The sequence below is a fragment of the Paraburkholderia nodosa DSM 21604 genome, assembly GCF_000519185.1.
Classification (GTDB): Bacteria; Pseudomonadota; Gammaproteobacteria; order Burkholderiales; family Burkholderiaceae; genus Paraburkholderia; species Paraburkholderia nodosa.
In genome coordinates, this window is the sequence record NZ_JAFA01000025.1 from 64,429 (window position 1) to 91,060 (window position 26,632).

The 26,632-nt window shown below is 66.2% G+C and carries 21 protein-coding genes; 11 read left to right on the forward strand and 10 right to left on the reverse strand.

From position 1 onward, the window contains the following. Positions 1–5: 5 nt before the first annotated feature. Positions 6–914, reverse strand: coding sequence for a LysR family transcriptional regulator (locus A3CW_RS0129680; protein WP_028206805.1), 909 nt, complete (start codon positions 912–914; stop codon positions 6–8). Positions 915–1,048: 134 nt separating this feature from the next. Here A3CW_RS0129680 and A3CW_RS0129685 point away from each other — a divergent pair, with 134 nt between their 5' ends. Genes A3CW_RS0129685 through A3CW_RS0129695 form a run of 3 tightly spaced genes read left to right on the forward strand, consistent with a single transcriptional unit; the run spans position 1,049 to position 4,923 of the window. Next, positions 1,049–2,467: a M20 family metallopeptidase gene (locus tag A3CW_RS0129685; protein ID WP_028206806.1), complete on the forward strand. Its 1,419-nt coding sequence runs from the start codon at positions 1,049–1,051 to the stop codon at positions 2,465–2,467. A gap of 10 nt (positions 2,468–2,477) precedes the next feature. Continuing rightward, positions 2,478–3,788, forward strand: coding sequence for an MFS transporter (locus A3CW_RS0129690; protein WP_028206807.1), 1,311 nt, complete (start codon positions 2,478–2,480; stop codon positions 3,786–3,788). Between the two features lie 40 nt (positions 3,789–3,828). Then, positions 3,829–4,923, forward strand: coding sequence for a serine hydrolase domain-containing protein (locus A3CW_RS0129695; protein WP_028206808.1), 1,095 nt, complete (start codon positions 3,829–3,831; stop codon positions 4,921–4,923). Here the strand turns inward: A3CW_RS0129695 and A3CW_RS0129700 are convergent. From A3CW_RS0129700 to A3CW_RS0129710, 3 genes are all read right to left on the reverse strand, one after another. Continuing rightward, positions 4,920–7,943, reverse strand: coding sequence for an FAD-binding and (Fe-S)-binding domain-containing protein (locus A3CW_RS0129700; RefSeq protein WP_028206809.1), 3,024 nt, complete (start codon positions 7,941–7,943; stop codon positions 4,920–4,922). The genes A3CW_RS0129695 and A3CW_RS0129700 overlap by 4 nt on opposite strands. A gap of 6 nt (positions 7,944–7,949) precedes the next feature. After that, a complete protein-coding gene (locus A3CW_RS0129705; protein ID WP_028206810.1) occupies positions 7,950–9,236 on the reverse strand; it encodes an MFS transporter in 1,287 nt (428 codons plus the stop codon). 135 nt (positions 9,237–9,371) lie between these two features. After that, positions 9,372–10,589 carry a pyridoxal-phosphate-dependent aminotransferase family protein gene (locus A3CW_RS0129710; RefSeq protein WP_028206811.1) on the reverse strand — a complete coding sequence of 406 codons (1,218 nt, stop codon included), beginning with the start codon at positions 10,587–10,589 and terminating at the stop codon, positions 9,372–9,374. 162 nt (positions 10,590–10,751) lie between these two features. Between A3CW_RS0129710 and A3CW_RS0129715 the strand changes: the two genes are divergently transcribed. Next, positions 10,752–11,480 (forward strand): GntR family transcriptional regulator, encoded by a 729-nt coding sequence (locus tag A3CW_RS0129715; RefSeq protein ID WP_028206812.1) that lies wholly within the window; start codon positions 10,752–10,754, stop codon positions 11,478–11,480. Between the two features lie 26 nt (positions 11,481–11,506). Here the strand turns inward: A3CW_RS0129715 and A3CW_RS0129720 are convergent, their stop codons facing one another. Next, positions 11,507–12,460: a LysR family transcriptional regulator gene (locus A3CW_RS0129720; RefSeq protein WP_051481797.1), complete on the reverse strand. Its 954-nt coding sequence runs from the start codon at positions 12,458–12,460 to the stop codon at positions 11,507–11,509. 165 nt (positions 12,461–12,625) lie between these two features. On the opposite strand from A3CW_RS0129720, the gene A3CW_RS0129725 reads away from it, so the two are divergent. Beyond that, positions 12,626–13,816, forward strand: a complete 1,191-nt coding sequence (locus tag A3CW_RS0129725; protein WP_028206814.1) for a M20 aminoacylase family protein — start codon at positions 12,626–12,628, stop codon at positions 13,814–13,816. Next, entirely contained in the window at positions 13,813–15,117 is a 1,305-nt protein-coding gene (locus tag A3CW_RS0129730; RefSeq protein WP_081771868.1) for an MFS transporter, read from the forward strand. The genes A3CW_RS0129725 and A3CW_RS0129730 overlap by 4 nt, the downstream gene beginning before the upstream one ends. Before the next feature lie 119 nt (positions 15,118–15,236). Here A3CW_RS0129730 and A3CW_RS47960 read toward each other — a convergent pair whose 3' ends face one another. Further along, positions 15,237–15,617 (reverse strand): hypothetical protein, encoded by a 381-nt coding sequence (locus tag A3CW_RS47960; protein ID WP_051481789.1) that lies wholly within the window; start codon positions 15,615–15,617, stop codon positions 15,237–15,239. A gap of 221 nt (positions 15,618–15,838) precedes the next feature. Here A3CW_RS47960 and A3CW_RS0129740 point away from each other — a divergent pair, with 221 nt between their 5' ends. Further along, complete coding sequence (locus tag A3CW_RS0129740; protein WP_028206816.1) at positions 15,839–16,393, forward strand: type 1 glutamine amidotransferase domain-containing protein; 555 nt, start codon at positions 15,839–15,841, stop codon at positions 16,391–16,393. A 21-nt stretch (positions 16,394–16,414) separates the two neighbouring features. Here the strand turns inward: A3CW_RS0129740 and A3CW_RS0129745 are convergent, their stop codons facing one another. Beyond that, on the reverse strand, positions 16,415–18,349 hold the full coding sequence (locus tag A3CW_RS0129745) for a potassium transporter Kup (RefSeq protein ID WP_051481790.1): 1,935 nt from the start codon (positions 18,347–18,349) through the stop codon (positions 16,415–16,417). A 191-nt stretch (positions 18,350–18,540) separates the two neighbouring features. On the opposite strand from A3CW_RS0129745, the gene A3CW_RS0129750 reads away from it, so the two are divergent. Continuing rightward, the gene (locus A3CW_RS0129750) at positions 18,541–19,521 is read left to right on the forward strand and encodes a bifunctional helix-turn-helix transcriptional regulator/GNAT family N-acetyltransferase (RefSeq protein ID WP_028206818.1); all 981 of its coding nucleotides are present in this window, start codon (positions 18,541–18,543) and stop codon (positions 19,519–19,521) included. Between the two features lie 6 nt (positions 19,522–19,527). Here the strand turns inward: A3CW_RS0129750 and A3CW_RS0129755 are convergent, their stop codons facing one another. Together A3CW_RS0129755 and A3CW_RS0129760 are read right to left on the reverse strand one after the other, a co-directional pair. Beyond that, entirely contained in the window at positions 19,528–20,853 is a 1,326-nt protein-coding gene (locus A3CW_RS0129755; protein WP_051481791.1) for an MFS transporter, read from the reverse strand. 44 nt (positions 20,854–20,897) lie between these two features. Beyond that, positions 20,898–21,782 carry an isocitrate lyase/PEP mutase family protein gene (locus A3CW_RS0129760; RefSeq protein ID WP_028206820.1) on the reverse strand — a complete coding sequence of 295 codons (885 nt, stop codon included), beginning with the start codon at positions 21,780–21,782 and terminating at the stop codon, positions 20,898–20,900. Between the two features lie 197 nt (positions 21,783–21,979). Here A3CW_RS0129760 and prpR point away from each other — a divergent pair, with 197 nt between their 5' ends. The 3 genes from prpR (at position 21,980) to A3CW_RS0129775 (ending at position 25,555) form a co-directional block, all read left to right on the forward strand. Next, positions 21,980–23,941, forward strand: a complete 1,962-nt coding sequence (gene prpR, locus A3CW_RS0129765) for a propionate catabolism operon regulatory protein PrpR (protein ID WP_028206821.1) — start codon at positions 21,980–21,982, stop codon at positions 23,939–23,941. Between the two features lie 140 nt (positions 23,942–24,081). Continuing rightward, positions 24,082–24,693 carry a LysE family translocator gene (locus tag A3CW_RS0129770; protein ID WP_028206822.1) on the forward strand — a complete coding sequence of 204 codons (612 nt, stop codon included), beginning with the start codon at positions 24,082–24,084 and terminating at the stop codon, positions 24,691–24,693. Positions 24,694–24,721: 28 nt separating this feature from the next. Beyond that, positions 24,722–25,555 (forward strand): alpha/beta hydrolase, encoded by an 834-nt coding sequence (locus A3CW_RS0129775; protein WP_154678069.1) that lies wholly within the window; start codon positions 24,722–24,724, stop codon positions 25,553–25,555. Here A3CW_RS0129775 and gcvA read toward each other — a convergent pair. Continuing rightward, positions 25,552–26,490: a transcriptional regulator GcvA gene (gene gcvA, locus A3CW_RS0129780; protein WP_028206824.1), complete on the reverse strand. Its 939-nt coding sequence runs from the start codon at positions 26,488–26,490 to the stop codon at positions 25,552–25,554. The genes A3CW_RS0129775 and gcvA overlap by 4 nt on opposite strands. Between the last annotated feature and the right edge of the window lie 142 nt (positions 26,491–26,632).

The following is a 26,632-nucleotide window of genomic DNA, read 5'->3' on the forward strand; positions in this document are numbered from 1 at the left end:
GGAAATCAGCCGCAGGCAAGCTCCTCGCCGTCGATCGCGCGCGTGAGCAGGTCGAGAAAGGCCTGCATGGTTTGCGGCAGCGTGCGGCCCGCCATCGTCTGGATCTGCAGCGTGCGCTGATGCAGCTCCGGGTTCGTGAGCGGCACGGCGGCCAGTCCCTCCACCTCGAGACGGCCGCGCACGGTCAGAAAACCGGTGAACGTCACGGCATCGGTCAGGCGTACGAATCGTTGCAACGCCACATGATAGTTGCTGACGAACACCGGCTCGAAGATCAACCCTTCGAGGCTGCACGCGATGTCGAGCAGCTGGCGGATCGTCACGCCCTGGCTGTTCATCGCGACCGGCCACGGGATCAGATCGCGCAGCGACAACGACTCGCGCGCCGCCAGCGGATGATCGCGCCGCATGAGCGCGAATATCGGCGCGCGCTGCGAACAATGCACGGCAATCTCCTTCTCGGGCGCGACGCTGAAGCACAGCGCGATATCGGCCGTGCCCTCGCGCACGCGCTGCGTTGCAACAGAAGGCGCCGACACGTCCAGCTGAAAATGCGTTTGCGGATACGTCCTGAGAAAGTGAGCGAACGCCTGCGGCAGAAAATCCGGCGCGAGGCCTTCGGAACTCGCAACGCGAATGGTCGCGCGGCCGCCCTCGCTCAGCCCGCGAATCTCGCCGACCACGCGCTCCGTTTCGAGCAGGCTGCGCCGCGCGTGCTCGGCGAGCATGCGCCCCGCCTCGCTCAGCACCATGCCGCGCGGGCGCCGCTCGAATAACGGCGTGCCGAGTTCTTCTTCAAGCCGGGCGATCTGGCGGCTGAGCGCCGAAACGGCGACGTAGAGCCGCTCGGACGCCTTGCTCAGCGAGCCGCTGCGGGCCACTTCCAGAAAATAGCGCAGTGCGGTGTTGTCCATGTCGATGAGCGCGGTCTCGTCCGCTTTGCCGTTTCGGCAAAGATAAATCACAAATATTGTAATTGTGCAGAAATATCGGCGGTTGCACGATCGTTCGACGGCTGCAGACGGCCTCAAACAGAGGGAGACGCGCGTTGACCCGTGACACCGCCATTCAAACCGCAGCCGCTCAATACGATTCAGGCCGCTTCCTGAACGATCTGCGCCGCCGCGTGGCGTTTCGCACCGAGAGCCAGGAGCCGGAGAGCGCCGGCCGTTTGCGCAGCTATCTGGACGAGGAGCTCACGCCGCTCCTCACCCAATGGGGTTTCACCTGCCGGGTCGTCGAGAATCCCGCCAAAGGCGCGGGCCCGTTCCTGATTGCCCATCGCCACGAAGACGATGCGCTGCCCACCGTGCTCAGCTACGGCCACGGCGACGTGGTGCGCGGCTACGACGCGCAGTGGCGCGCGGGCCTCACGCCGTGGGATGTGACCGTCGACGGCGAGCGCTGGTACGGCCGCGGCACCGCAGACAACAAAGGCCAGCACAGCATCAACCTCGCGGCACTCGAGGCCGTGCTCGACGCGCGCGGCGGCCGGCTCGGCTTCAACCTCAAGCTGCTGTTCGAAACAGGCGAGGAAGTCGGCTCGCCGGGCTTGCACGAACTGTGCATGCGGTTGCGCGACGAACTCACGGCCGACGTGCTGATCGCCTCCGACGGCCCGCGCCTCAGTGCGCACCGCCCGACGATCTTTCTCGGCTCGCGCGGCCTCGTCAATTTCAAGCTCGAACTCACGCTGCGCGAAGGCGGCCATCATTCGGGGAACTGGGGCGGCCTGCTGCGCAATCCGGGCGTCGTGCTCGCGAACGCGATCGCCTCGATGGTCGACGCGCACGGCAAGATCCTCGTAGAAGGCCTGCGGCCGCCGCCGATTCCAGAAGCCGTGCGCCGCGCGCTCGCCGATATTCGCGTGGGCGGCAATCCAGGCGAGCCCGAGGTCGATCGCGACTACGGCGAGCCGGGCCTCACGCCAACCGAGCGCGTGTTCGGCTGGAACAATCTGGAAGTGCTTGCGTTCCGCACGGGCAACCCCGAGAAACCCGTGAACGCGATTCCGCCGCACGCTATCGCCTACATGCAGATCCGCTTCGTCGTGGGCACGAACTGGCAGAACCTCGAACCGATCATGCGCGCGCACCTCGACGCGCACGGCTTCGACATGATCGAGCTCGAAGTGGAACGCGGCGCGCCGGCCACTCGTGTCGATCCCGACAACGCCTGGGTGCAGTGGGCGCTGCGCTCGCTGCGCGAGACCACGGGAGCCGACCCCGTGCTGCTGCCGAACCTGGGCGGCACGCTGCCCAACGACGTATTCGCCGAGGTGCTCGGCATGCCCACGCTCTGGGTGCCGCATTCGTATCCAGGCTGCTCGCAGCACGCGCCGAACGAGCACCTGCTCGGCCCGGTCGTGCGCGACGGGCTGCGCATCATGGCTGGCCTCTTCTGGGACCTCGGCGCAAGAGAGGCCGGCGCGTCCAATCCCGCACCGCATCCGACAACGCTTGCATGAGGACGTCCCAATGAGCATCGATTCCCTACCCGCGCATCACGGCAGCGAGCCCTGGTCAGAGCCCGCTCAAAGCACTTCAGGCAAGAACGTCAAACGGCTCATCCTCGCGACGTCGATAGGCAACGCGCTCGAGTTCTACGATCTGCTGGCGTACGGCTACTTCGCCTCGACGCTCTCCAAGCTCTTCTTCCCCGTTCACAACGCAACGATGTCGCTGCTGCTCACGCTCGGCACGTTCGCGCTTTCGTACCTCGCGCGGCCGGTCGGCGCGCTCGTACTCGGCTCATACAGCGACCGCAAGGGCCGCAAGGCGTCGCTCACGCTCTCGATTGCGATGATGACGATCGGCACCGGCATGGTCGCGCTGATGCCCACCTACGCGACCATCGGCATACTCGCGCCCATCGGCATTTTTGCCTCGCGTCTTCTGCAGGGCTTTTCGGCGGGCGGCGAGTTCGGCAGTTCCACCGCCTTCCTGATCGAGCATGCGCCGCAGCGCAGCGGTTTCATGTCGAGCTGGCAGTTCTCGAGCCAGGGCGCGAGCACGCTGCTCGTCTCCTTGTTCGGTGCAGTGCTGACGGGCATGCTCACGCAGCCGCAGCTCGAAGGCTGGGGCTGGCGCATTCCATTCCTGTTCGGTGTGCTGATTGGTCCCGTGGGTCTTTATATCCGCAGACGCGTGGACGAAACGCCCGAATTCGAGCGCATCGAAAAAGCCGAGTCGCCCGTGCGCGAACTGTTTGCCACGCAGAAGGCGCGCGTGATCGCATCGATCGGCGTGCTGATCCTGACCACGTCGGCCCAATACGTGCTGCTCTACATGCCGACTTATGCGGCGCGGCAGCTCGGCCTCGCACCTTCGTCGGGTTTCATCGCCACGCTCGTGGCCGGCCTGATCGCCATCGTGCTCACGCCGATCGTGGGCCACTGGTCGGACAAGGTGGGCCGCACGCGCATCATGTTCGTGGCGGGCGTGCTGTTCCTGCTCACCGTCTATCCCGCGTTCATGTTCGTCAACACCCATCCTTCGCTGCCCTCGCTACTGGCCGCCGTGGTCTGGATCGCTGTGCTGAAGGTCACCTATTTCGCCTCGATTCCGGCGCTCATGGCCAGCTTCTTCCCCACGCGCACGCGCACCACGGGCATGGCGCTCGCCTATAACGTCGGCACGACCGTATTCGGCGGCTTCACGCCGCTGGCCGTGGCCTCGATCATTGCGGCGACGGGCAACAATCTCGCGCCGGGGCTCTGGCTGATGTTCGCGGCCGTGTTGAGCCTCGCTACGCTGATCTGGGCGAGCGTACGCCTCGGCGCCCGTTGAAACGGCGCCGTACAGGGACACCAACAGGAAACACGCACGTATGCAACACGATTTGCCGCAGGAAGTTCAGGACGCCATTCAGTTTTCCGTCGATCACGAATCGGCATGGGACCGTAACGCCGACGGCAACTTCGGCGTGCACGTGAACGACCCGCCGCCGTGGAACCGCTTGCTGGGCCCCATTCACGATCGCGGCCCGGTGTCCGGCGCCGTCGCCGTGAACGGACGCCCGCTCGCCCAATGGGGCGCGCCCGACCGGCCCGATCTGACCTTCAGCATCGCGAAGACGTATCTGGCGCTGCTCGCGGGCGTGGCGCACGACCGCGGCCTGCTGCCCGATCCTGACGAGCCCGTCCACGTGCGCGTGCCCGGCATCGGCTTCGACGACGACCACAATGCGCGGGTCACGTGGACGCATCTGCTGCAACAGACGAGCGAATGGCAAGGCAAGTGCTTCGGCCTTTCCGATCAGGCCGATCACTATCGCGCCGTCACGTTCGGCGAGCCGCCCGACGGGAAAAAGGGCGACTTGCGCCCGTTGCGTGCGCCCGGCATGTATTGGGAATACAACGACGTGCGCATCAACCAGCTTTCGTTCGCGCTCCTGCGTCTGTTCGGTCGTTCGTTACCCGAAGTATTTCGCGAGACGATCATGAGGCCCGTTGGCGCGAGCGAGAACTGGCAATGGGTCGGTTACGACGACGCGTGGATCGACCAGGGCGGCAGACGCGTGCAGTCGGTGCCGGGCGGCTCGCATTGGGGCGGCGGCATGTCGGTGAGCGCAAACGACCAGTTGAAGGTCGCGCAAATGCTGCTCGACGATGGCGTAGCTTCGGGTCACCGAGTGCTGTCGAGCGAATGGATCGCGCGCATGCGCACGCCCTGCCCGCTCGCGCCGTTCTACGGCTCGCTGGTCTGGCTCAACACTGGGCGGCGCATGTTTCCGGGCGTGCCCGAGTCGAGCTGGTTTGGCGTTGGCGCGGGCAGTTCGTTCATGTGGATCGAGCCCGAGCGCAAGATCGCGTTGATCGTGCGCTGGCTCGATTCGCAATTCGCCGATGCGTTCTTCGGCAAGATGCTGCACGCCGTGGATGCCGTGTGCGCACGCCAGGGCACGAGCACGCTGGCGACCTAGCGCGTCGCCATGTCCAGCACCCGCGCCACGTGCAGCGCCGTGGCGTTTGCGCCGTCGTGGATCTGGTGGCGGCAACTCGTGCCGTCCGCCACGACGAGATCGGCGCGATCCGCCTTGCGCACGGCGGGCAACAGCGCAAGCTCGGCCATCGCCATAGAGGCTTCGTAGTGCTCCGCTTCGTAGCCGAAGCTGCCCGCCATCCCGCAGCATGACGATTCGATCGGCTTCACCTCGAGGCCCGGAATCCAGCCCAGCACCGTGAGCACGGGCCGGAAGGCGTCGAACGCTTTCTGGTGGCAGTGGCCGTGCACCCACGCGCGCGGCGCGTCGAGTTCGTGCAAGGCCAGGTCGAAGCGGCCCGCGCTTTTCTCGCGCACGAGGAATTCCTCGAACAGGAACGCCGCGGCAGACAGCTCGCGCGCTTCGTCGCCGTAGCCGTATTGCAGGAATTCGTCACGCATCGAGAGCAGGCACGAAGGTTCGAGCCCGACGATCGACACGCCGCGCGCCACGAACGGCATGAGCGTATCGAGCAGGCGCCGCGCCTCGCGCTTCGCCTCGTCCACCAGTCCGGCTGCGAGGAACGTGCGACCACAGCATAGCGGGCGCTCTTCGCCGCGCACGTTGAAGTGCACGAAATAGCCGGCCGCTTCGAGCACGCGCTGCGCGGCGCGGGCGTTTTCAGGCTCGAAGTTGTCGTTGAAGGTGTCGACGAACAGCACCACTTCTTTCGTTGCCGCGGCTGCGTCCCGCTTTGCGGCCGCAACCTCTGCGAGGAACGAAGGCCGAAACTGCGGCAACGAGCGTTGCGGCGCGATGCCCAGCACGCGCTTCGCCCACGCGGAGACCACGGGGATGCGCTCGCCCGCCGCCGCCAGGCCGCCGGCTTGCGCCGCGCGACGCGCATAGCGCGGCAAAAACGCAATCATCTTCTCGCGCAGCTTCAGGCCGTGCTTCGTGTTCCAGGCCGCGCGCGCCTCGATCTTCAGCTTCGCCATGTCCACGCCGGTCGGACAGTCACGCTTGCAGCCCTTGCACGAGACGCACAGGTCGAGCGTGTCCTTGACGTCGTCGCTCGCGAGTCCGTCCTCGCCCAGCTGCCCCGAAATCGCGAGCCGCAACGTATTCGCGCGGCCACGCGTCACGTGCTTCTCGTCTTTCGTCACGCGGTAGCTCGGGCACATCGTGCCCGCGTCGAACTTGCGGCAGTGGCCGTTGTTGTTGCACATCTCCACGGCTTTCGCGAGGCCGCCAGTCAGGTCGTCGCCGCTGCCGGGCGGCGTTTCCACACCCGTTAGCGGATCGCGGCCCACGTCCCACGCCGACCAGTCGAGCATCGGTCGCATCTGGCGCTCGCGATAGCCCGGCGCGAAGCGGAACAGCTTCGCGTCGTCCATCTTCGGCGGCCGCACGATCTTGTCGGGATTGAAGCGGTTCTCGGGGTCGAACAGCTGCTTGATTTCCGAGAATGCGGCGTTGATCTTCGGTCCGTACTGCCAGGCAATCCATTCGCCGCGGCACAGACCGTCGCCATGCTCGCCCGAAAACGCGCCCTTGTACTCGCGCACCAGTTCCGCTGCCTGTTCCCCTATCGCGCGCATTTTCGCCGCGCCGTCGCGGCGCATGTCGAGTATCGGCCGCACATGCAGCGTGCCGACGCTCGCGTGCGCGTACCACGTGCCTTCGGTGCCATGCTGATGGAAGATGTCGGTCAGGCGGCTCGTATACTCCGCGAGATGTTCGAGCGGCACGGCGCAGTCCTCGATGAACGAGACGGGCTTGCCGTCGCCCTTCATGCTCATCATGATGTTCAGGCCCGCCTTGCGCACTTCCCACAGCGCCTTTTGCTCATTCGCATCGGTCATTTTCATGACCGAGTCCGCAAGGCCGAGGTCGCCCATCAGCTCGACCAGTTCATCGAGGCGGCGCACCTGGGCGTCACGCTCGTCGCCCGCGAATTCGACCAGCAGGATCGCATCGGGTCTGCCCACCAGCGCCTTCTCGATCACCGGCTTGAAGCCCGGGTTGCCGAGCGCAAGCTCGATCATCGTGCGATCGACCAGCTCGACCGCCGTCGGCTTGAGCTTGACGATGTGCTGCGCCGAGTCCATCGCCTGCCGGAAGGTGGGAAAGCTCACCACGCCCAGCGTTTTGTGCGCGGGCAGCGGCGCGAGCTTCAGCGTGATCTGCCGGCTGAACGCGAGCGTGCCTTCGGAGCCCACGAGCAGGTGCGCGAGATTCGCCACGCCGTCGTCGGTATAGGCGAGCGGGTTCTGGCAATCGAACAGGTCGATGTTGTAGCCGGCCACGCGGCGCAGCACCTTCGGCATGCGTTCGGCGATCTCGCCGCGCTCGCGCGTGGCGATGCGCTGCACGCCTTCGAGCAGCGCCGCGAGCCGCGCGCCTTCGTGCGGCAGGTTCAGCGACTGGAAGCGCGCTTCGCTGCCGTCGGCCAGAATCGCGTCGATGCCGAGCACGTTGTGCACCATGTTGCCGTATTCGATCGAACGCGAGCCGCACGAGTTGTTGCCAGCCATGCCGCCGATCGTGCACTGCGCGGCCGTCGACACATCCACGGGAAACCACAATCCGTGCGGCTTGAGCCATGCGTTCAGATGATCGAGCACGACGCCCGGCTCGACCGTCACCGTGCGCGCAGCGGCGTCGAAATCGACGATATTGTTGAGCCACTTCGACGTGTCGATCACGAGCGCTTCGCCCACCGTCTGCCCGCACTGGCTCGTACCCGCGCCGCGCGCCAGCACGGGGGCATGCGCGAGGCGCGCCACTTCCAGCGCGGCGCGCAAATCGTCCTGATCGCGCGGCACGACCACGCCGATGGGCATGATCTGATAGATCGAGGCGTCGGTCGCGTAACGGCCGCGGCTCGCGGCGTCGAAAAACACGTCGCCGCGCAGGGCTTCACGCAGGCGCCGCGCGAGCGGCGAGCCGTGGCCCGCGCTCGAGGGAACAAGATGAACTGGCTTGACCAGCATGCCCGAGGTGCGTGCGCCTTCCATCGCCGTTCACACTCCTTGATGAGAACCTGCGGGTTCGTCAGCCTTCTTGCCCAGCTCGAAGCGGCTGTCCGGCTGCATGCGGAACGCGAGAATCACGCCACACCCCATCAGTATCATGCTGCCCACGAACGGCAGGTCCCAGTTGCCGAAGCGGTCGATCAGAAAGCCGCCCACCACGGGCGAGATGATCGCGGCCAGCGCCGAGCCCGTGTTCATCATGCCGCTCGCCGTGCCCGAGAACTCCGGGGCGATATCCATGGGAATCGCCCACATCGGCCCGATCGTCATTTCGGCGAAGAAGAAACCCGCCGCGAGGCAGGCCATGGAAATGACGGGATCGTGCACGAACATCAGCGGCACGAGCACGATCAGCGTGATCAGCATGCACACGGAGACCATCCAGCTGCGCGCGCGCTTGAGGTTGCCCGTGCGCTGAAAGAGCCAGTCGGTCACGAGGCCGCCGAGCGTGTCGCCCACCACGCCCGCAAGGAACACCACGGAGGCGAAGATCGCCGACTTGCCCAACTGGAGGTGATAGTTGTGCAGGAAGTATTGCGGAATCCAGCTAAGGAAAAGCCACAGCGTCCAGCCGTAGCAGAAGTAGACGATCGTCACCGGAAGCATGCGCCTGAAGAGCGCCATCCACGGCAGGCCTGTCACGCGCGGCTTGGGCGGCGGCAGGATCGCGAGTTCGGCCTCGGTGATGCGCGGGTGATCCTTCGGGTGTTCGGTGAACGTGAACGCCCACACCACCACCCACAGCAAGCTGAGCGCGCCGCAAACATAGAACGATTCGCGCCAGCCGTAGCGCGCCATCACCAGCACGACCACCGCGGGCGCCACCGCATTGCCGATGCGCGACGCGGAGTGCGTGATGCCCTGCGCGAAGCCGCGCCGCTCTTTGGCGACCCAGCGCGACATGGCCGAGGTCGAGGCGGGAAACGTCGCGCCCTCGCCGAAGCCGAGCAAGAGGCGCGCGGCGAGCAGCGTGACCAGGCCGCCCGCCATGCCCGTGAGAATCGTCGCCACACCCCACAACGCGCCGCAGAAAAGCAGCGTGCGGCGCGCGCCGAAGCGGTCGCTCACCCAGCCGCCGATGATCTGAAACAGCAGATACGGATACGCAAACGCCGAGAAGACCAGCCCCACCTCGGTATGCGATAGCTGGAACTCCTTGCCGAAGCCCGCCGCCGCCGTGCTCACGTTCACCCGGTCGAGGTAGGTGATGAAGTACATGACGCAGAGCATGATCAGCACGATGCTGCTCGCGCTCCTCAATCGATACCGTTTCATCGTCTGTCTCCGTTGCTGGTTCTATCGGCCGCATCGCCCTTCTCGAAGTGGCGTCCGGCATGGGAACGTCCTGGCATCACCTGGAATCGGCCTGGATGCCGCGCCCCGTGCGCGGCATGGGCAAACGAGCCTGTTTCAGGCGGCTTTCAGCGACACCACGTTGGGTTGTGCCGCGAGATATTCCATCGCGGCGGGCAAGCCGCTGTCCTTCAAGGGCACGCCCGCCACGCGCAGGCCCATCTCGCAGCCGGCCAATGCCGCCAGCAGCGTGAGATCGTTGCAGTCGCCCAGATGCCCGATGCGGAACATGCGCCCCTTGACCTTGCCGAGGCCCGTGCCGAGCGAAAGATCGAAGCGCTCGTAGATGATCTTGCGCACCGCGTCCGCATCCACGCCTTCGGGCACCATCACGCCCGTGAGCACGGGACTGTAGACGGCGGGATCGGCGCACTGGATCTCGAGGCCCCATGCGCGCACCGCACGCCGGCACGCCTCGCCTAGCCGCTGATGCCGCGCGAACACGTTGTCGAGCCCTTCGTCCTGCAGCATGTCGAGCGCTTCGGAAAGGCCGTAGAGCAGGTTCGTGTTGGGCGTGTACGGCCAGTACCCGCTCTTGTTCATCTCGATGATCTCAGCCCAGCCCCAGAAGCTGCGCGGCAGCTTGGCCTGCTCGCTCGCGGCCAGCGCCTTCGCCGAAACGGCGTTGAAGCTGATGCCCGGCGGCAGCATGAGACCCTTCTGCGAGCCGGAGACGGTCACGTCTACGCCCCATTCGTCGTGGCGATAGTCAGCGCTGGCGAGACCGGAAATCGTGTCCACGAGCAGCAGCGCCGGGTGCCCCGCGGCGTCGATCGCGCGGCGCACCGCGGCGATGTCCGAGGTCACGCCGGTCGAGGTCTCGTTATGCACGACGCAGACCGCCTTGATGGCGTGCTGCGCGTCCTCGCGCAGTCGCTTTTCGATCATGTCGGCCTGCACGCCGCGCCGCCAGCCTTCAATGCCAGGCAGGCCGAGAAATTCCGGCTTCAGGCCAAGGCGCTCGGCCATCTGCTTCCACAACGTCGCGAAATGGCCCGTTTCGTACATCAGTACCGTGTCGCCGGGGCTCAGCGTGTTGGTGAGCGCGGCTTCCCACGCGCCGGTGCCGGAGGCCGGGTAGATCACCACCGGCTGCTGCGTCTTGAAGATCTTCTTGATGCCTTCCAGCACCTTGAGCCCGAGCACGCCGAACTCGGGGCCGCGATGGTCGATGGTCGGATAGCTCATCGCATGCAGGATGCGATCGGGCACCGGGCTCGGCCCGGGAATCTGCAGGAAGTGGCGACCAGCGGGATGGAAATCGAGCTTCAACATGCAATCGCTCCTGTTTTGAATTTTGCATTCAAAAAACTATAATCCAGTCGACTCATGTGCAGACAGACAATTCTGACGTGGTTTACCCCAATCACAGCTTGCTTCTTTGGGGTCCTGTCCTTGGGCTAAAATTCGCTGGAAATCGATGGAAATGCCTTTTGCATGCAAAACCCGAACCTGAACCCCTCTGTCGTTAGCCCGGTAATTAGCCCGGAGCTGCCGCCTATTCCGCGCCCGCAACTCCATGACACCGTCGTCGACCATCTGCGACGGTTCATCGTGGAAGGCGTGCTCGAGGCTGGGCGCAAGCTCAACGAACGCGAGCTGTGCGAAACGCTGGGCATTTCGCGCACGCCGCTGCGCGAGGCGCTGAAGGTGCTCGCGTCCGAAGGGCTGATCGAGATTTCGCCGAACCGCGGCGCCTCGGTCTCGAAGATGTCGGAGGCGGAGCTGCGCGAGACCTTCGAACTCATGAGCGGGCTCGAAGCGTTTTCAGGCGAGCTGGCTTGCGAGCGGATCACCGCGGCCGAGATCGCCGAGATCAAGGCGCTGCACTACGCAATGCTCGCCTGCCGCGCGCAGAACGATCTGGCCGGTTACTACAGCCGCAATCAGGCGATTCACGACAAGATCAACGAAGCGGCGCGCAATTCGGCGCTGCGGCAAACGTATATCGCGGTGAATCGCCGTTTGCAGGCGCTGCGGTTTCGCTCGAACTTCGAAACGCCCAAGTGGGACCGCGCGATCCATGAACATGGCGAAATGCTGGAGGCGCTGGACGCGCGCGACGGCAAGCGGCTCGCGGCGATACTGCGGCAGCATTTGCTCGCCAAGCGCGATGCGGTGTTGCGGATTGGGGATACGCCGCCGGTGCAGGACGCTGGCAACTGATTCGTCGCACGCGCAACGTCTGCCAACTACTTCGCCGCCGACTCCAGAAAACTCTGCGCGAGCTGCTTCCTCAGGTGATCGGCGGCTGGCGAGAGCCGGCGGCCCACGCGCGTGACCATCTGGCTCGAAAAGCCCGCCGCGATCGGATGATCGATCGGCACGGCCACCAACTCGCCCAGATCGATGCCGCGGCGCGCCGTAATCGACGACATGAAAGCCACGCCCAGCCCAGCGGCCGCGAGCGTCTGCGCCGTGTTGAACAGATCCACGCGATAAGCCGGCATCACGTTCAGACGCGCGTCGTCGAACAGCGACTGCACGAAGTGCTGCACACCGAACGACTCGGTCATGAAGATCAGGCGCTCGCTGGCGAGTTCGGCGGGCGCCACCTTCTGCATCTTCGCAAAGCGGTGCGAGGGCGCGACGAGCGCACAGAGCGGCCTCGACGCGAACGGATGAATGCGCATGGCGGGGTCGTCGGAAGTGCGCGTGCACAGGCCGATATCGACGACGTCGTCGCGCACGAGCGAGAGCACGACCGGCGTCGGCCCCGAGCGGATCTCCACGAGAATGTCCGGGTACGTCATCGAAAAACGCTGCAGCGCCCGCGCGATCAGATTGCCGATGAAGCCCTCGCCCACGCCCAGCGCCACGCGACCGCGCCGCAGGTGCCGGTACTCCTCCAGGCGCGCGGCCAGATCGCGCTGGCGGCGCTGCCCGTCGCGATAGTGGTCCACGAGCACCTGACCAATCTCGGTCACGGCCACGCTGCGCCCGCGCCGCTCGATCAGCGGAAAGCGCAGCCGCCGCTCAAGCGCCGCCACCTGCCGGCTGATGACCGACGCGTTGATGCCCAGCGCCTCGGCGGCCATGCGCACGCCGCCTGCCGCTGCGATTTCGGCCAGATAGCGCAGCGGCCGCTCGCCGATATCGTCGATCGCGCCGCGCGCAGCATCTTCCCGATCTGCCTTTCCCCGCACTGCATCGCTCCTTTCGCGCGCGTTGTCTTGCTGCGCCGCGACAATCGACCGTTGACTTGAAGTCAACATTTTCGGTGCTTTTCCGTCATGGGTCGAGTTTTTCGTCGATGCAATACTCGGCCTTTGGCCTGTGCCCAAAACCTATTCCAATAAAAGGAGTCCCCCGTGAGCGAGCACCACTACTGCGAAGTCGCCGACCTGGCCGAAGCCCGATCGGAACTCGACGAAATCCGTCATCACCTCCACAAGCACCCCGAGCTGTCGTACGAGGAAGCCGACACGTCGCGCTTCGTCGCCGACAAGCTCGAGTCCTGGGGCTACGAAGTCACGCGCCACGTGGGCGGGCACGGCGTCGTGGCGGCGCTCAAGGCGGGCACGAGCACGCGCACCGTAGGCGTGCGCGCCGACATGGACGCCCTGCCGATCCAGGAGCTGACCGGTCTCGACTACGCAAGCGTCCACGCGGGCAAGATGCACGCGTGCGGCCACGACGGCCACACCACCGTGCTGCTGGGCGCGGCGCGCCAGCTCGCCAGAACACGCAATTTCGACGGCACCGTCCATCTGATCTTCCAGCCTGCCGAGGAGGCCGGTTCCGACAGTGGCGCCGAGCGCATGATCGCCGACGGCCTGTTCGAGCGCTTCCCCTGCGAAGCCATCTTCGGGCTGCACAACCATCCGGGCGTGCCCACCGGCACCTTCGGCTTTCGCGCCGGCCCGCTGATGGCCGCGTGCGACACCGTCAAGCTGCGCGTTCACGGCAAGGGCGGCCATGCGGCGCGCCCGCATCTGGCCGTCGACCCGGTGCTCGTGGGGAGCAGCATCGTGATGGCCCTGCAGTCGGTGGTGTCGCGCAACGTCGATCCCAACGAAGCCGCGGTCGTGACCGTCGGCGCGTTCCGTTCGGGCCACGCACCGAACGTGATTCCCGAAGACGCCGTGCTCGAAATGAGCGTGCGCTCGTTCTCGCCCGAGGTGCGCGCGACGCTCGAGGCACGCATCCGCGCGCTCGTTCAAGCGCAGGCGCAAAGCTACGGCGCGACGGTGGACATCGAATTCATCCGCGGCTATCCCGTGCTGATCAACAGCGAAGCCGAAACCGAATTCGCACGTCAGGTCGCCGAGGAACTGGTCGGGCCGGAGCACATCATCGCGCCGTTCCCGCCGATCGCCGGCAGCGAGGACTTCGCGTACTACCTGCAGCAGCGGCCCGGTTGTTTCGTACGCCTTGGCAATGGCGACGGCCGGCCGATGCTGCACAACGCGCGCTACGACTTCAACGACGAGAACCTGACCATCGGCGCCGCGTTCTGGACGCGCCTCGTCGAACGCTTCCTCAGCAAGGACCGTGCATGAACGCCGCCACCAAACCGCTTCTGGAAGCGGCCGAAGAAGCGCCGCTCTCGCCGGGCTACCAGCGCAAGATCGTTCTCGCGGCGGTGATCGGCAACCTGCTCGAATTCTTCGACTTCACGGTCTATAGCTATTTCGCGCTCACGATCGGCCATCAGTTCTTTCCGGCCGACAGCCAGGTCACGTCGCTGCTGCTCGCGTTCGCAGTGTTCGCCGTGGGCTTCGTGATGCGCCCGCTCGGCGGCATCGTGCTCGGCCGCTACGCGGACCGCGCGGGCCGCAAGCCGGCGCTCACGCTCACCATCCTGCTGATGGCGGTGGGTTCCGCGTCCATCGGTCTTGCGCCCACCTATGCGCAGATCGGCCTGGCCGCGCCGCTCCTGATCGTCGTCGCCCGCCTCGTGCAGGGTTTCGCGCAAGGCGGCGAGTTCGGCGCGGCCACCGCCACCCTCCTCGAAATGGGCGGACAGGCAAGCCGCGGTTTTCGCGCGAGCTGGCAGCTCGCAAGCCAGGGCGCGGCGGCGCTGCTGGGCTCGGGCCTCGCGGCGAGCCTCGGCCTTCTGCTCTCCGCAGAAACGATGCATAGCTGGGGCTGGCGCATTCCGTTTTTGCTCGGCACGCTCATCGCACCGGTCGGCATCTATCTGCGCCGGCACATTCGCGAAGAGCCGCCAGCGCAGCGCGTGGTCGCGGACCGCGACGACCCGAAGCGCGCCCTGTACGTGCGCAACTGGTTTCTCACGATCTTCGCGATCATGGGCATGTCGGTTTCGACCTACGTGATGATGTACTACATGCCGACCTACTGCATCCAGTACCTGGGACTGCCACCCAGGATGGCGATCCTCGCGGGCGTGGCGTCGAGCACGATCTCGCTCGTGATGTGCCCGATCTACGGCGCGTGGTCGGACCGCATGGGCCGCCGCAAGCCGCTCACGGTAATCGGACGCGTCGCGTTGATCCTGCTGCTCTATCCGGCGTTCTGGCTCATGACGCACTTTCCGTCGCTGCCGGTCGTGCTCGCCGCGCTCGTCGTGCTCATGCTCTGCTATACGATGGGCTCCGCGCCCGCTTACGCGCTGATGCCGGAAAACTTTCCGAAGCATCTGCGCGCAGGCTATATGTCGAGCGCGTACGCGATTGCGGTGTCGGTGTTCGGCGGCACGGCTCAGCTCGTGGCCGGCTGGCTCATCCATGCGACGGGCAACAAGATGGCGCCCGCGTGGTACATGATCGGCTGCGTGCTGATTTCGCTCATCGCCGTTTCGATGTTCGAGGAAACCGGCAACAAGGCGATCGACTGACCGCTCGCTGAAAAGCATGCGGACTTGAAAAAGGGCGGGCGGCGCAGGGTGCGTCGCCCGCCCTTCACACTACATCCCCGATCATTCTTCGATAGTTAGTTTAACTACATACCCCGTCTCTACTGGCTCCCCTGCGAGCCGCCGCCAGGCTGCGTGCTCATCCCGCCATTGCCGTAACCATTGTCGTTGTTATACGGCATGGTCTGGCGTGTTCCCGGTGCAGGCGCAGGCGCCGCGCCAGTCCCCGTTCCCTGGCCGCCGCCCGTCGCCGTGGTGCCGGGCGCGCCGTAGCCGCTGTTCTCGTAACGGGTGCCTGCGGTGCTGCCCGGCGGACGCGCCGTATTGATGCCCGCCGCGCCCGTCGTGCCGCCGCCCGCGCCTACGCCATTGCTACCGCCGCTGGCTCCTCCGCCGGCGCCGCCTGCGCTTTGCGCGAGCGCCGCTGCCGAACACGTTGCGATGACGACCCCAGCCAGCAACTGTTTGATCGATCCATTCATTTCGCTCTCCTTGAGTGTTGTGGATGGAACTGCTGCGTGGCGAACCGGCGGCGCGCCACGTCTGCCTCTTGTTCCGCAAGCGCCATGCCGCCGGGAAGTGGAGCCCGGCTGCGCGCCGTTTGCGTTCATTCGCGTTGCACGCGCCGCGCGGCATCCGCCTTGCTGCAGTTGAGAATGGTTGCAAACGGTCTCAGACGGTCTCAATCGAGGAGGAAATCGCAATGGCCAACATGCTCGACAACTGCAAGGTCGCAATCCTTGCCATGGACGGATTCGAGGAAGTCGAACTTACCGAGCCGCGCCGCGCATTGAAGGAAGCGGGGGCGCAGGTGGACGTGATATCGCAGAAAAGCGGTGAAATTCAGGGCTTTCGTCACGTCGACAAGGGCAGCAAAATCAAGGTGGACCGCACTTTCGGCAGCGCGAAGGCGGATGACTACGACGCGGTCGTGTTGCCCGGCGGGGTAGTGAACAGCGACGCGATCCGCCTGATTCCGGAAGCCCAGGCGTTCGTGCGCGCGGCCAACGACGCGCACAAGACCATTGTCGTCATCTGCCATGGAGGCTGGCTGCCGGTCTCGGCCGGTATCGTCAAGGGGCACACCATGACGAGCTGGCCCTCGCTGCAGGACGATATCCGCAATGCGGGCGGCAAGTGGGTCGACAAGACCATGGTCCACGACGGCAATTTCATCACGAGCCGCAAGCCCGACGATCTACCCGCCTTCAACGCGGAGATCATTTCCACGCTTTCGGCGGCGGCGGGCACCGCTTGACAGCGCTGGCCGACGTCATGCTCATAGCGCCACCTGCACGCCCAGCTCGACCACCTGCGCGGGAGTCAGACCGTAATACTCGGCGCTCGACGTGCAGTGATACGACATGAACGCGAAGAGCCGCGCACGCCAGCGGCTCACGTCCTGCTGGGCTTGCTCGCGCAGCACCTCGTCGCGCGGCAAATAGAAGGTGGTCTGTTGCGGGTCGAAACGCCAGTCGCCCAGCCTGCCTTGCAGCGATGCCAAAAGGCGCGGCAGATTGGGCCGCTCGACAAAACCATGATGCGCGACGATTTCCCAGCAGCCCGCGCCGAGGTCGCGCGCTTCGACGCGCGTTTCATCGTCCGCCTGTGGCGCGGACTCCGAAACATTGGCGAACACGATCACCGTACGATGCAGGACGTGATTGTGGCGCACGTTGCTCGCGAGCGCGGCCGGCGTCATGCCGGGTGCGTTGCCAGGGTACACGGCCGTGCCCGGCACGCGAGGCGGCTTCGGATCGGCCGTGCAGATGCCACGTAAAAAGGCGTCCACCGATTCGCCGCGTGCCGCATGGCGCGCCTCCAGTTCGCGGCCCCGGTTCCAGGTACTCATCGTGATGAACAGCAACGCGCCCACGGAAACCGGGAACCAGCCGCCCGTGGGAATTTTCGGCAGGTTCGCGGCGAGCAGCATGCCGTCCACGACCAGCAGCGGCACGCACGCGAGCCACGTGGCGACGCGCGGCCAGCCCCATACTTCGCGGCACACGGATAGCATCTGCATCGACGTGGTCACCATCGTCATCGCCACGGCGAGCCCATACGCGGACGTGAGCCGCTCGGAGCTGCGAAAGAACAGCACGAGAAACACCACGGCCACGAGCAACCCCGCGTTGACCGCCGGCACATAAACCTGGCCGCGCCGCGTGCTCGAGGTTTCGATCGTGCGCATGCGCGGCAGGAAGCCCAGTTCGATGGCCTGGCTCGTCATCGAAAACGCGCCCGAGATCACCGCTTGCGAAGCGATGATGGTGGCGAGCATGGCGATGCCGACCGCCGGAATGAGCGCCCAATGCGGCACCGAGCGAAAGAACGGCTGGCTGGCGCCGCCCGGCTCGAACAGCACGGTCGCGGCCTGGCCGAAATAGCCCGCGACGATCGCGGGCAGCACGACGCAAAAGAATGCAATGCGAATGGAGCGCGTGCCGAAGTGGCCGATGTCGGCGTAGAGCGCCTCGGCGCCCGTCAACGCAAGAATCACGGCGGCGAGCACGCCGAACGCGAGCCCCGGATGCGCGAGCGCGAGCCGCACGGCCCAGACCGGCGACGCCGCGGCGAGAATCGTCGGATTGAGCACGATGTGATACACGCCCACCGCGCCGAGGCTCAAAAACCAGAGCGCCATGACGGGCCCGAACGTGCGCCCGACCACGGCGGTGCCGCGCGACTGGAACAGGAAGAGCGCCACGAGAATCGCCAATGAAACCGGCAGCACGGCGCTGTCGAATGCGGGATTGATTTCCTTGAGCCCTTCCGCCGCGGAGAGCACGGAAATGGCGGGCGTGATCATCGAGTCGCCGTAGAACATCGCCGCGCCGACGAGCCCCGCGAGCACGAGCAGACGCGGCGCGGGCCGCCCCGCCTTCGCGAACCCGGCGCGCACGAGCGCCGTGAGCGCGACGATGCCGCCCTCGCCTTCGTTGTCGGCGCGCATGACGAAGCAGGCGTACTTGAGCACCACGACGATCAGCACCGCCCACAGGATCATGGAGAGCACGCCCATCACCACCGGCTGCGCCGTGGAATGCGCCGTCTGGACGGCTTCGCGCAGCGCGTAGATCGGGCTCGTGCCGATGTCGCCGAACACCACGCCGAGCGCGCCGAGCACCAGCGCGCGCTGGCCGGCGTCGGCGTCCTGCTTGCGCGTCTGCTCTTTCGGCGCGTTTTCGTGCGGGTTGAGGCGTTCTTGAAGCATGGCTGTGCAGCGTTCGTGGAGGCTTTGCCTTCTCGCAATTGGCGTTCCTCTTGAGCCTGAGCCAGTGAAGGGTCGAACGGCAATTTCCCGGCTGCGTTGCGAACTTGCCTTATCCGTCACGCGCGCCTATATTGAGTCCGAAATGGTTGCGACTCGCAACCATTAGCATGAAGTCCACAACGGAGACCATCATGGATTTTGTCGACGTGCCCGCGCAGCCCCGCGAGACGACCATCCTCGAGCTGCGTGAGTTCTCGCGGCGGCTCGTGCGCGAGCTGGGCTTCATGCGCACGACGCTCGCCGACAGCGATCTCGCCCCTTCCGCCGTGCACGCCATCATCGAAATCGGTGCGCAGCCGGGCATCAACGCGAGGGCGCTGGGCGACCTCCTGCGACTCGACAAGTCGAACACGAGCCGGCAGGTCGCGCGGCTCGAAGCGGCCGGTCTCGTCAAACGCAGGACCGCCGACGACGATGCACGCTCTTCAGAACTGACCCTGAGCGCGGCAGGCCAGAAGCTGCGCGCGAAGATCGACCGCTTCGCCACGGACCAGGTTTCCAACGCGCTGCGCAGGCTCGTTCCTGCCGACCAGCAGGTGCTCGTGCGGGCGCTCGCGCTCTACGCCGACGCGCTCGCGCACGACAACCCCAACGAGACCAGCGCGACCGCGCCGGCGGCGGGGGTGCAGATCGTGGAAGGCTACCGGCCCGGCTGCATTGGCGACATTGCGAGCCTGCACGGGCGGTTCTACGCGGCGAACTGGGGCTTCGGCGCTTACTTCGAGAAGAAGGTGGCGACGGAACTCGCCGACTTCGCCGGCGCCTTGCCAGCCGTTGGCAAGGTGCTCTGGCTCGCGGTGGAGCGAGATCGCGTCCTGGCATCGCTTGCCATCGACGGAAACGAGAGCGGCAACGCCGGCGTCGCCCACCTGCGCTGGTTCATCGTGGACGACTCATTGCGCGGCACCGGCATCGGCAGGCAGTTGATGACGAACGCGATGCAGTTCGTCGATGCGCGCTACGCCGAGACCTACCTGTGGACCTTCAAGGGCCTCGACGCCGCGCGGCATCTGTACGAGTCGTTCGGTTTCCACCTCGCCGAAGAGTCCGAAGGCGACCAGTGGGGCACAAAGGTCACAGAGCAGCGCTTCGTGAGGCGACGCTCTGTTTGACTCGCATTACACGGAGCTTGCCGGGCGCCCGCGCGTTTCCGGCATGCGCAGATACACGATCAGCGAAATCGCCGCGCAGGCCGTCACGTACCAGTAGAAGTACTGCTCGTGGCCGCTCGCCTTGAAGCGCAGCGCGACGAACTCCGTGGTGCCGCCGAGAATCGCCGTCGTGAGCGCATACGGCAGGCCCACCGCGAGCGCGCGGATGCGCGTGGGGAACAGTTCCGTTTTCGCGAGCATGTGCACCGAGGTGAAGCCGCTCAGCATCACGAGACCGGCGAACGACAGCAGGAACGCCACCAGCGGATCGCGCGTATGGCTCAGCGCCGTAAAGAGCGGCACGGAAAACAGCGTGGTCGAAAGGCCAAAGCAGATCAGCACCGGGCGACGGCCGAACACGTCGGAGGCGAGTCCGAAGAGCGGCTGGAGCGGCATATACAGCAGCAGCGCGCCGGTGGAGACGAGCGTCGACATCTCCTTCGAAAGGCCCACGGTGTTCACGAGGTACTTCTGCATATAAATCGTGAACGTATAGAAGCCCACCGTGCCGCCCACGGTAATGCCGATGGCGAGCAGAATCTGCCGCCAGTGCGAGAGCAACTGCTTCAGCACGGGCGGACCGGCTTCACGCCGGCCACGCTCGAAGGCTTCGGTTTCCGTCACGTTGCGCCGCATATAAAGCGCGAACAGCGCGAGCGCGCCGCCCAGCAGAAACGGCACGCGCCAGCCCCATCGCTCGATCTGTTCGGCCGTCATCAGCAGGTTCTGCATGACGAGCATGAGTGCGAGCGCAACGAGTTGCCCGGCCACCACGCTCACCTGCAAAAAGCCGAGATAGAAGCCACGCCGGTTGGCGGGCGCGATCTCGCTGAGGTAAGTCGCACTGGTGCCGTACTCGCCGCCCATGCTCAGGCCCTGCAGGAGGCGCGCCGCAATCAGCACGACAGGCGCGAGCACGCCGATGCTCGCGTAACCGGGCGTGAGCGCGATCATCAGCGAGCCGATGCACATGGCCGTGACCGACCACGTGAGCGCGGACTTGCGCCCGTGACGGTCGGCGTAGAAGCCCACCAGCCAGCTGCCGAGCGGCCTTGCCACGTAGCCCACGGCCGCGATGGCCGCCGTGTTCATGAGCTGCACGGTCGGCTTGTCGCTCGGGAAAAACGACTTCGCGAAGTAAATCGAAAAAATGCTGTACGCCAGAAAGTCGTACCACTCGATCAGGTTGCCAGCCAGGCCCCCGACGATCGAACGGATGCGTGGCCGCGCGATTGGCGCAGTTTCCACCGTCTGGCTATCGATTCGGACTCCGAAATCCGCGTCGTTCGACATGCGTGTCTCCTCCTCTTGTTTTTCGAAATTCCGGGGTGTGGCGTTCAGTCCTTCGGTGCGTACTCGCTATCGAGCCGGTCGAAGAGCGGCTTGTTGACGAGGCGCTGACGCTCGGCGAATGGCGCGACGATCGTCGCGTCTTCGTCGAGGCGGCCGTTTGCGCGCAACTGCCCGAGCGCACGCTGCATGCCGACCACCGCGCCCTGCAGCGCCGCGTTCGCGTACAGCACCAGCGCGTAGCCAAGGCCCGCCAGCGCCTCACGCGACTGCACAGGGGTCTTGCCACCAATCACGATGTTGATGAGCTGCGGCGCGTCGATGAGTTTGGGCAGGCGTTCGATGTCTTCGAGCTTTTCCGTGGCTTCGATAAAGAGAATGTCCGCGCCCGCCTCGATGAACGCGTGGCCGCGCGCAATCGCCTCTTCGATGCCGTGCACGGCGGCCGCGTCGGTGCGCGCCATGATGAGCAGGTTGCCGTCTTCGCGCGCGTCCACGGCCGCGCGGATCTTGCCCACCATCTCGCTCGCGCCGATCACTTCCTTGTTGGCGAAGTGGCCGCACTTCTTCGGCATCACCTGGTCTTCGAACTGGATCGCATCGGCGCCGCTGCGCTCGAGCGTGCGCACGGTCTGGCGCACGTTGAGCGCGTTGCCGAAGCCCGTGTCGGCGTCGACGATGAGCGGCAGGTTGACGGCGTCGCGCACGCGCGCCGTGTGCTCGGCAATGTCGCTCAAACCAATGAAGCCGAGATCGGGCAGGCCAAACGACATGTTGGTGACGCCCGCGCCCGTGAGGTAGAGCGCCTCGAAGCCGGCGTCCTCGATCACGCGGGCGCTCATGGCGTTGAAGGCGCCCGGCACGAGCAGGCCGCGGCGTTCGTTGACTTTGGCGCGGAACGCGGCGCGGCGTGCGGTAGTGGAAGTGGTCATCGCGATGACTCCGTTCAGTGGGTTTTGAGATGACCCAGACATTTGCACGATGTATGCCAACCTGCGGAAGCTGGGCCCAAGCCATATAAAACAATACTTTAGGCGCCCCCCGCGTACGACCGGCGTTTCATGCCACAATCTCTGGAACGTTTCATGAAACGTTCCAGCACACCCAACTTCGCGCCGAGGATTCCGCCGTGCCTCCCCCCAGTCCGCCCCAGGCCGCCAGTCGCCCGAGCATCGCGCTCGTGAGCATCAGCCGGTTGCGCAATCTCTGCGAAACCGTAGCGCCGCGCTATGCCAGCGAGGCCCGCTTCTTCAACGTGCGCGAAGGCTATGGCGACGCCGTCACGGCGCTGCAGCCCTATATCGAAGCCGGGACGGTGGACGTGGTGCTCGCCGCCGGGTCCAACGGCGCGTACCTGCGCGACAACCTGAGCGTGCCCGTGGTCATGGTCAAGGTGAACGGCTTCGACGTGCTGGCCGGCATCACGCACGCGAACGCGACCTGGCCCGGCGCGCCGATCGGGCTGATCCTGCACGAAAGCGTCTCGCACGAACTCGCCGACCTCGGCGCGTGGCTCAACCTGCGCCTCACGCAGCGCGCCTATCGCACGGTGGACGAAGTGCGCGACGCCGTCACGGCGCTCGCCGCCGAGGGCTGCCGCGTCATCATCGGCCCCGGCATGGCCTGCGATCTTGCCCAGGCGGCGGGGCTCGAAAGCGTGTTCCTCTACTCGCTGGGCGCGGTGCACGAGGCGTTCGAGCGCTCCGTGGAACTGGCGCGCGTGAGCCGCCAGAAGGAGTCCAAGCGCGTGCGCCTGAACACGATCGTTGCGCACCTGCGAGACGGCGTGGCCGCTTTCGACGAAGCCGGTCAGCTCGAAGCGGTCAATCCGGCCATGCTCGATCTGCTCGGTCTCGACCGCGCGCGCGATGTGAGCGCGCAACTGGTCCGCTCGGTGGGCCCGCTGCTGCACGAAGTGGCCGGCAGCGATGCGGCAGTCGATGAACGCATCGAGCAGATCGGCGGGCGCTCGCTGATCGTGAGCTGCGTGCCGATCGTCGAGCAAGGCGCGCGCTCGGGCGCGGTGGTCACGGCGCAGGATGCGCTCGTCGCGCAGCGCATCGACCGGTCGCTGCGCACGACCCAGCGGCCGCGGCACCTCGTGGCGCGCTACGAACTGGACGACCTGGTGGGCGTTGCGCCCTCCATGGCGCGCGTGCGCCGCCTCGCGGCCATGAGCGCCGCGCACGACGCCACCGTGCTCCTCACGGGCGAAAGCGGCACGGGCAAGGAACTCGTCGCGCAGGGCATCCACAACGCGAGCCGACGGCGCGGCAATCCATTCGTCGCCTTCAACTGCGCGGCGCTGCCCGAGGGGCTGATCGAAAGCGAACTGTTCGGTCACGAAGAAGGCGCGTTCACGGGCGCGCGGCGCGGCGGCAAGCCCGGCCTCGTCGAAATCGCGCATACGGGCACGATCTTTCTCGACGAAATCGGCGAGATGCCGCCCGCGCTGCAAAGCCGCCTGCTGCGCGTGCTCCAGGAGCGCGAGGTGATGAAGCTGGGCGCCAGCCGCGCAACCCCCGTGGACGTGCGCGTGATTGCCGCCACGCACCGCGACTTGCGCGCGCTGGTGCAGGAAGGCGCATTCCGCGCCGACCTGTATTTCCGGCTCAATCTGCTGCCTATTCCGTTGCCGCCCTTGCGCGAACGCCGCGAGGACATCGCTACGCTCGCGCGCCATCTGCTCGAACGCATGGCCGATCGCTACGCCCTGCGCCCCGCCGCGATCGAGCGCGTGCTCACGCTGTTCGCGCCGTACTTCGCGAGCTACGCATGGCCGGGGAATGTTCGCGAACTCGAGAATCTGCTCGCGCGAGCGGCCATCTTCCTCGCCGATGAAACCGGCTGCACACACGCAGATAGTTCGTTATACGATGTATTTCCGGAATTCGCACAGAGCGACGCAGCGAGCGATACACCGCGGCGCTCGCCGACTGCCCCGAACGGCGCGCGCCGCAACGACGCCACGCCGGTCACGCGGGAAGACGTCGAGCGCGCGCTCGCCGCGCACGACGGCAATCGGGCCGCCGCCAGCCGCGCGCTCGGCATAGGCCGCACGACGCTTTGGCGTCTGATGAAGGGCGCCTGAGCGCGTACAGCGCCTTGCCCGCCGGCGGATTCTGCCCGATCGTTTCGAGCGCCGTGCCGCGCAGGCGCACGGAGTATCATGACAACCTCGACGATGCGTCGATTGAGGGCGCATCGAACCTGCCGCGGAACCCTGCCATCGTGAACTATTTCAACGTCCTGCTCGCGCTCTCGGGCGTCCTGCTGCTGAGCGTCGCCAGCCCCGGGCCGAACTTCGTCATCGTCACCTCCACGGCGGTGGCCTCGCGGCGCGCGGGCCTCGCAACCGGCCTCGGCCTCGCCGCCGCGTCCGGCACGTGGGCATGGATCGCTATCGCGGGCCTGAGCCTGATCGTCACCCACGTGGCCTGGATCGGCACCGGGCTGCGCATCGCGGGCGCGGGTTATCTGATCTGGCTCGGCGCGAAAATGCTCCTCACCGCGCGACAGCCGTTGCAGGTTGCGGCGCAGGTCGGCGCATCGGGTTGGGCCGCTGCGAAGAAGGGCTATGTCGTCAGCATGACGAATCCCAAGGCCATTGCGTTCTACGGCAGCATCTTCGCGTTGATGGTGCCCGCTGCCGCGCCACGCTGGCTCGAAGTGGCAGTCGTCGTGATCGCGATCCTCATCTCGTGCGCCTGGTATTGCTCGATGGCCCTGCTGGCCTCGCATCCCACGGTGCGCCAGTTCCTCGTCCGGCGCAAAGCCGCGCTCGACTCGGTGGTGGGCGTCGTGCTGATCGGGCTCGGCGGGCGCATGCTCGCAGGGCGCTGAGCCTCGTCACGCGGCCATGAGCGGGCGCATGGCTTCGCGCTGGCTGCGCGCCGCGCCGCTGGCGTCGGCATTGACACTGGCGTTCGTGCTCGCAGCGTCGTCCTTGCTGGCCCACGCGCAAAGCGCGCCCAGGGTCGTCGACCTTCCTGCCCGGCCCGGCGTCACCCAGCGCTTCCTTTTCATTGCGCCCGCCGCGCCAAAAGCGGTCGCGATTCTTTACGCGGGCGGGCACGGCGGCCTGCAACTGGACCCGCAGGGAAACTTCGGCTGGGGCGCCAACAACTTTCTCGTGCGCAGCCGCATGCTGTTCGTGAACGACGGCGTTGCCGTGGCGGTCATCGACGCACCGAGCGACCGGCAATCACCGCCCTATCTGGACGGCTTTCGCCTCACGCCCGAACACGCCGCGGACGCCCGCGCCGTGATCGCGTGGTCGCGCGAACAACTGCACGTGCCGGTCTGGCTCGTCGGCACGAGCCGCGGCACGCAGTCGGTGGCGGCCATCGCCATTGCGCTCGCGAAAGACGACGCAAACCCCGGCGCAGGCCCGGACGGCATCGTGCTGACCTCGACCATCCTGCGCGAAAACCGGGGCGGCGACCCGGTCACGGGCATGAACCTCTCCGCGCTCAAGATTCCGGTGCTCGTGGTGCATAACAAGGACGACGCCTGCAAGGTGTGCCCGGTAGCCGAAACGGACACCCTCATGCAAAAGCTCACGCAATCGCCGAGAACGAAGCTGATGCTCGTCTCCGGCGGCGCTTCGCGGGGCGACCCGTGCGGGGCGTCCGCGTATCACGGCTTCAACGGCATCGAAAGTGAAGTCGTGCACGGCATCACGGCGTGGATGCTCGCGCCCTAGCGGGATTTTCGCGTCGGGCGCCCCACCTCTTCCCGCACCTCGCCTCTGAGCCAGTCACGAAACGCCGTCAGCCTTGGCAGACTCGCGCACTCGGGCCGATAGACCACGTAGTACGCCAGCGCCGACGTAAAGGCGACCTCCGGAAAGAGGCGCACGAGCCGGCCGGCCACGAGATCGTCGCGCGCCATGACGCTGCGCGCGAGCGCGACACCGTGCCCTTCTATCGCTGCCTGCAGCACCGCGGCCGAATTGTTGATCTTCATGCCGCGGCTCGCCGATGCGGGCGTCACCCCCACGCTCTCGAACCACGCATGCCACGAAGCAAAGCCCGCATGGCTGTCCACGGAGAGATCGTGAATGAGCGGCGCGCGGGCGAGATCGCGTGGCGCGCGCCATTTGCCGGCCCGACGCACGGCCGGTGAGCAGACGGGATAGATCTCCTCGTCCATGAGCTTTTCGGCAGTGAGCCCCGGCCACGCGCCGGCCCCATAGCGCACGCCGATATCGATGCCCTGCGCGACGAAGTCGAGCAGTTTCAGGCTCGTGTCCAGACGCACGTCGGTGTCCGGCCACGCGGCCTGAAAGCGGTCGATGCGCGGCAGGAGCCATTTGGCGGCGAACGCCGGGCTCACCGTGACCGTCAGCACGCCGTTCGCCGAGCCTTCCTTCAGGCGCTCCAGCCCCAGGCTCAAGCGATCGAAACCGGCGCGGATGTCGGGCAGCGCACGCGCGGCCACTTCCGTCACCATCAACCGCGCCCTGCCGCCGCTGCCGCGGACGAACACGGGCGTGCCGAGCCAGTCTTCGAGACTACGCACGAGTTGGCCGACGGCGGCAGGCGTCACATTCAGCTCGGCCGCGGCGGCGGAAAAACTCTGATGCCGCGCGCTCGCTTCGAATGCGCGCATGGCGTTGAGGTAGACGGGCGTCTTCATGATCTAAAGATTTTCTGTCAACGGGAGACAGAATATCTGATTTGTGGGCACGAGCGGACGCGAACAGAATGAGTGCCATTGACGAGGCGTCGAGCGCGTGGCTTGCCGCCAGCGTCGGCCCCATTCCATGGCTTCGAGGAGT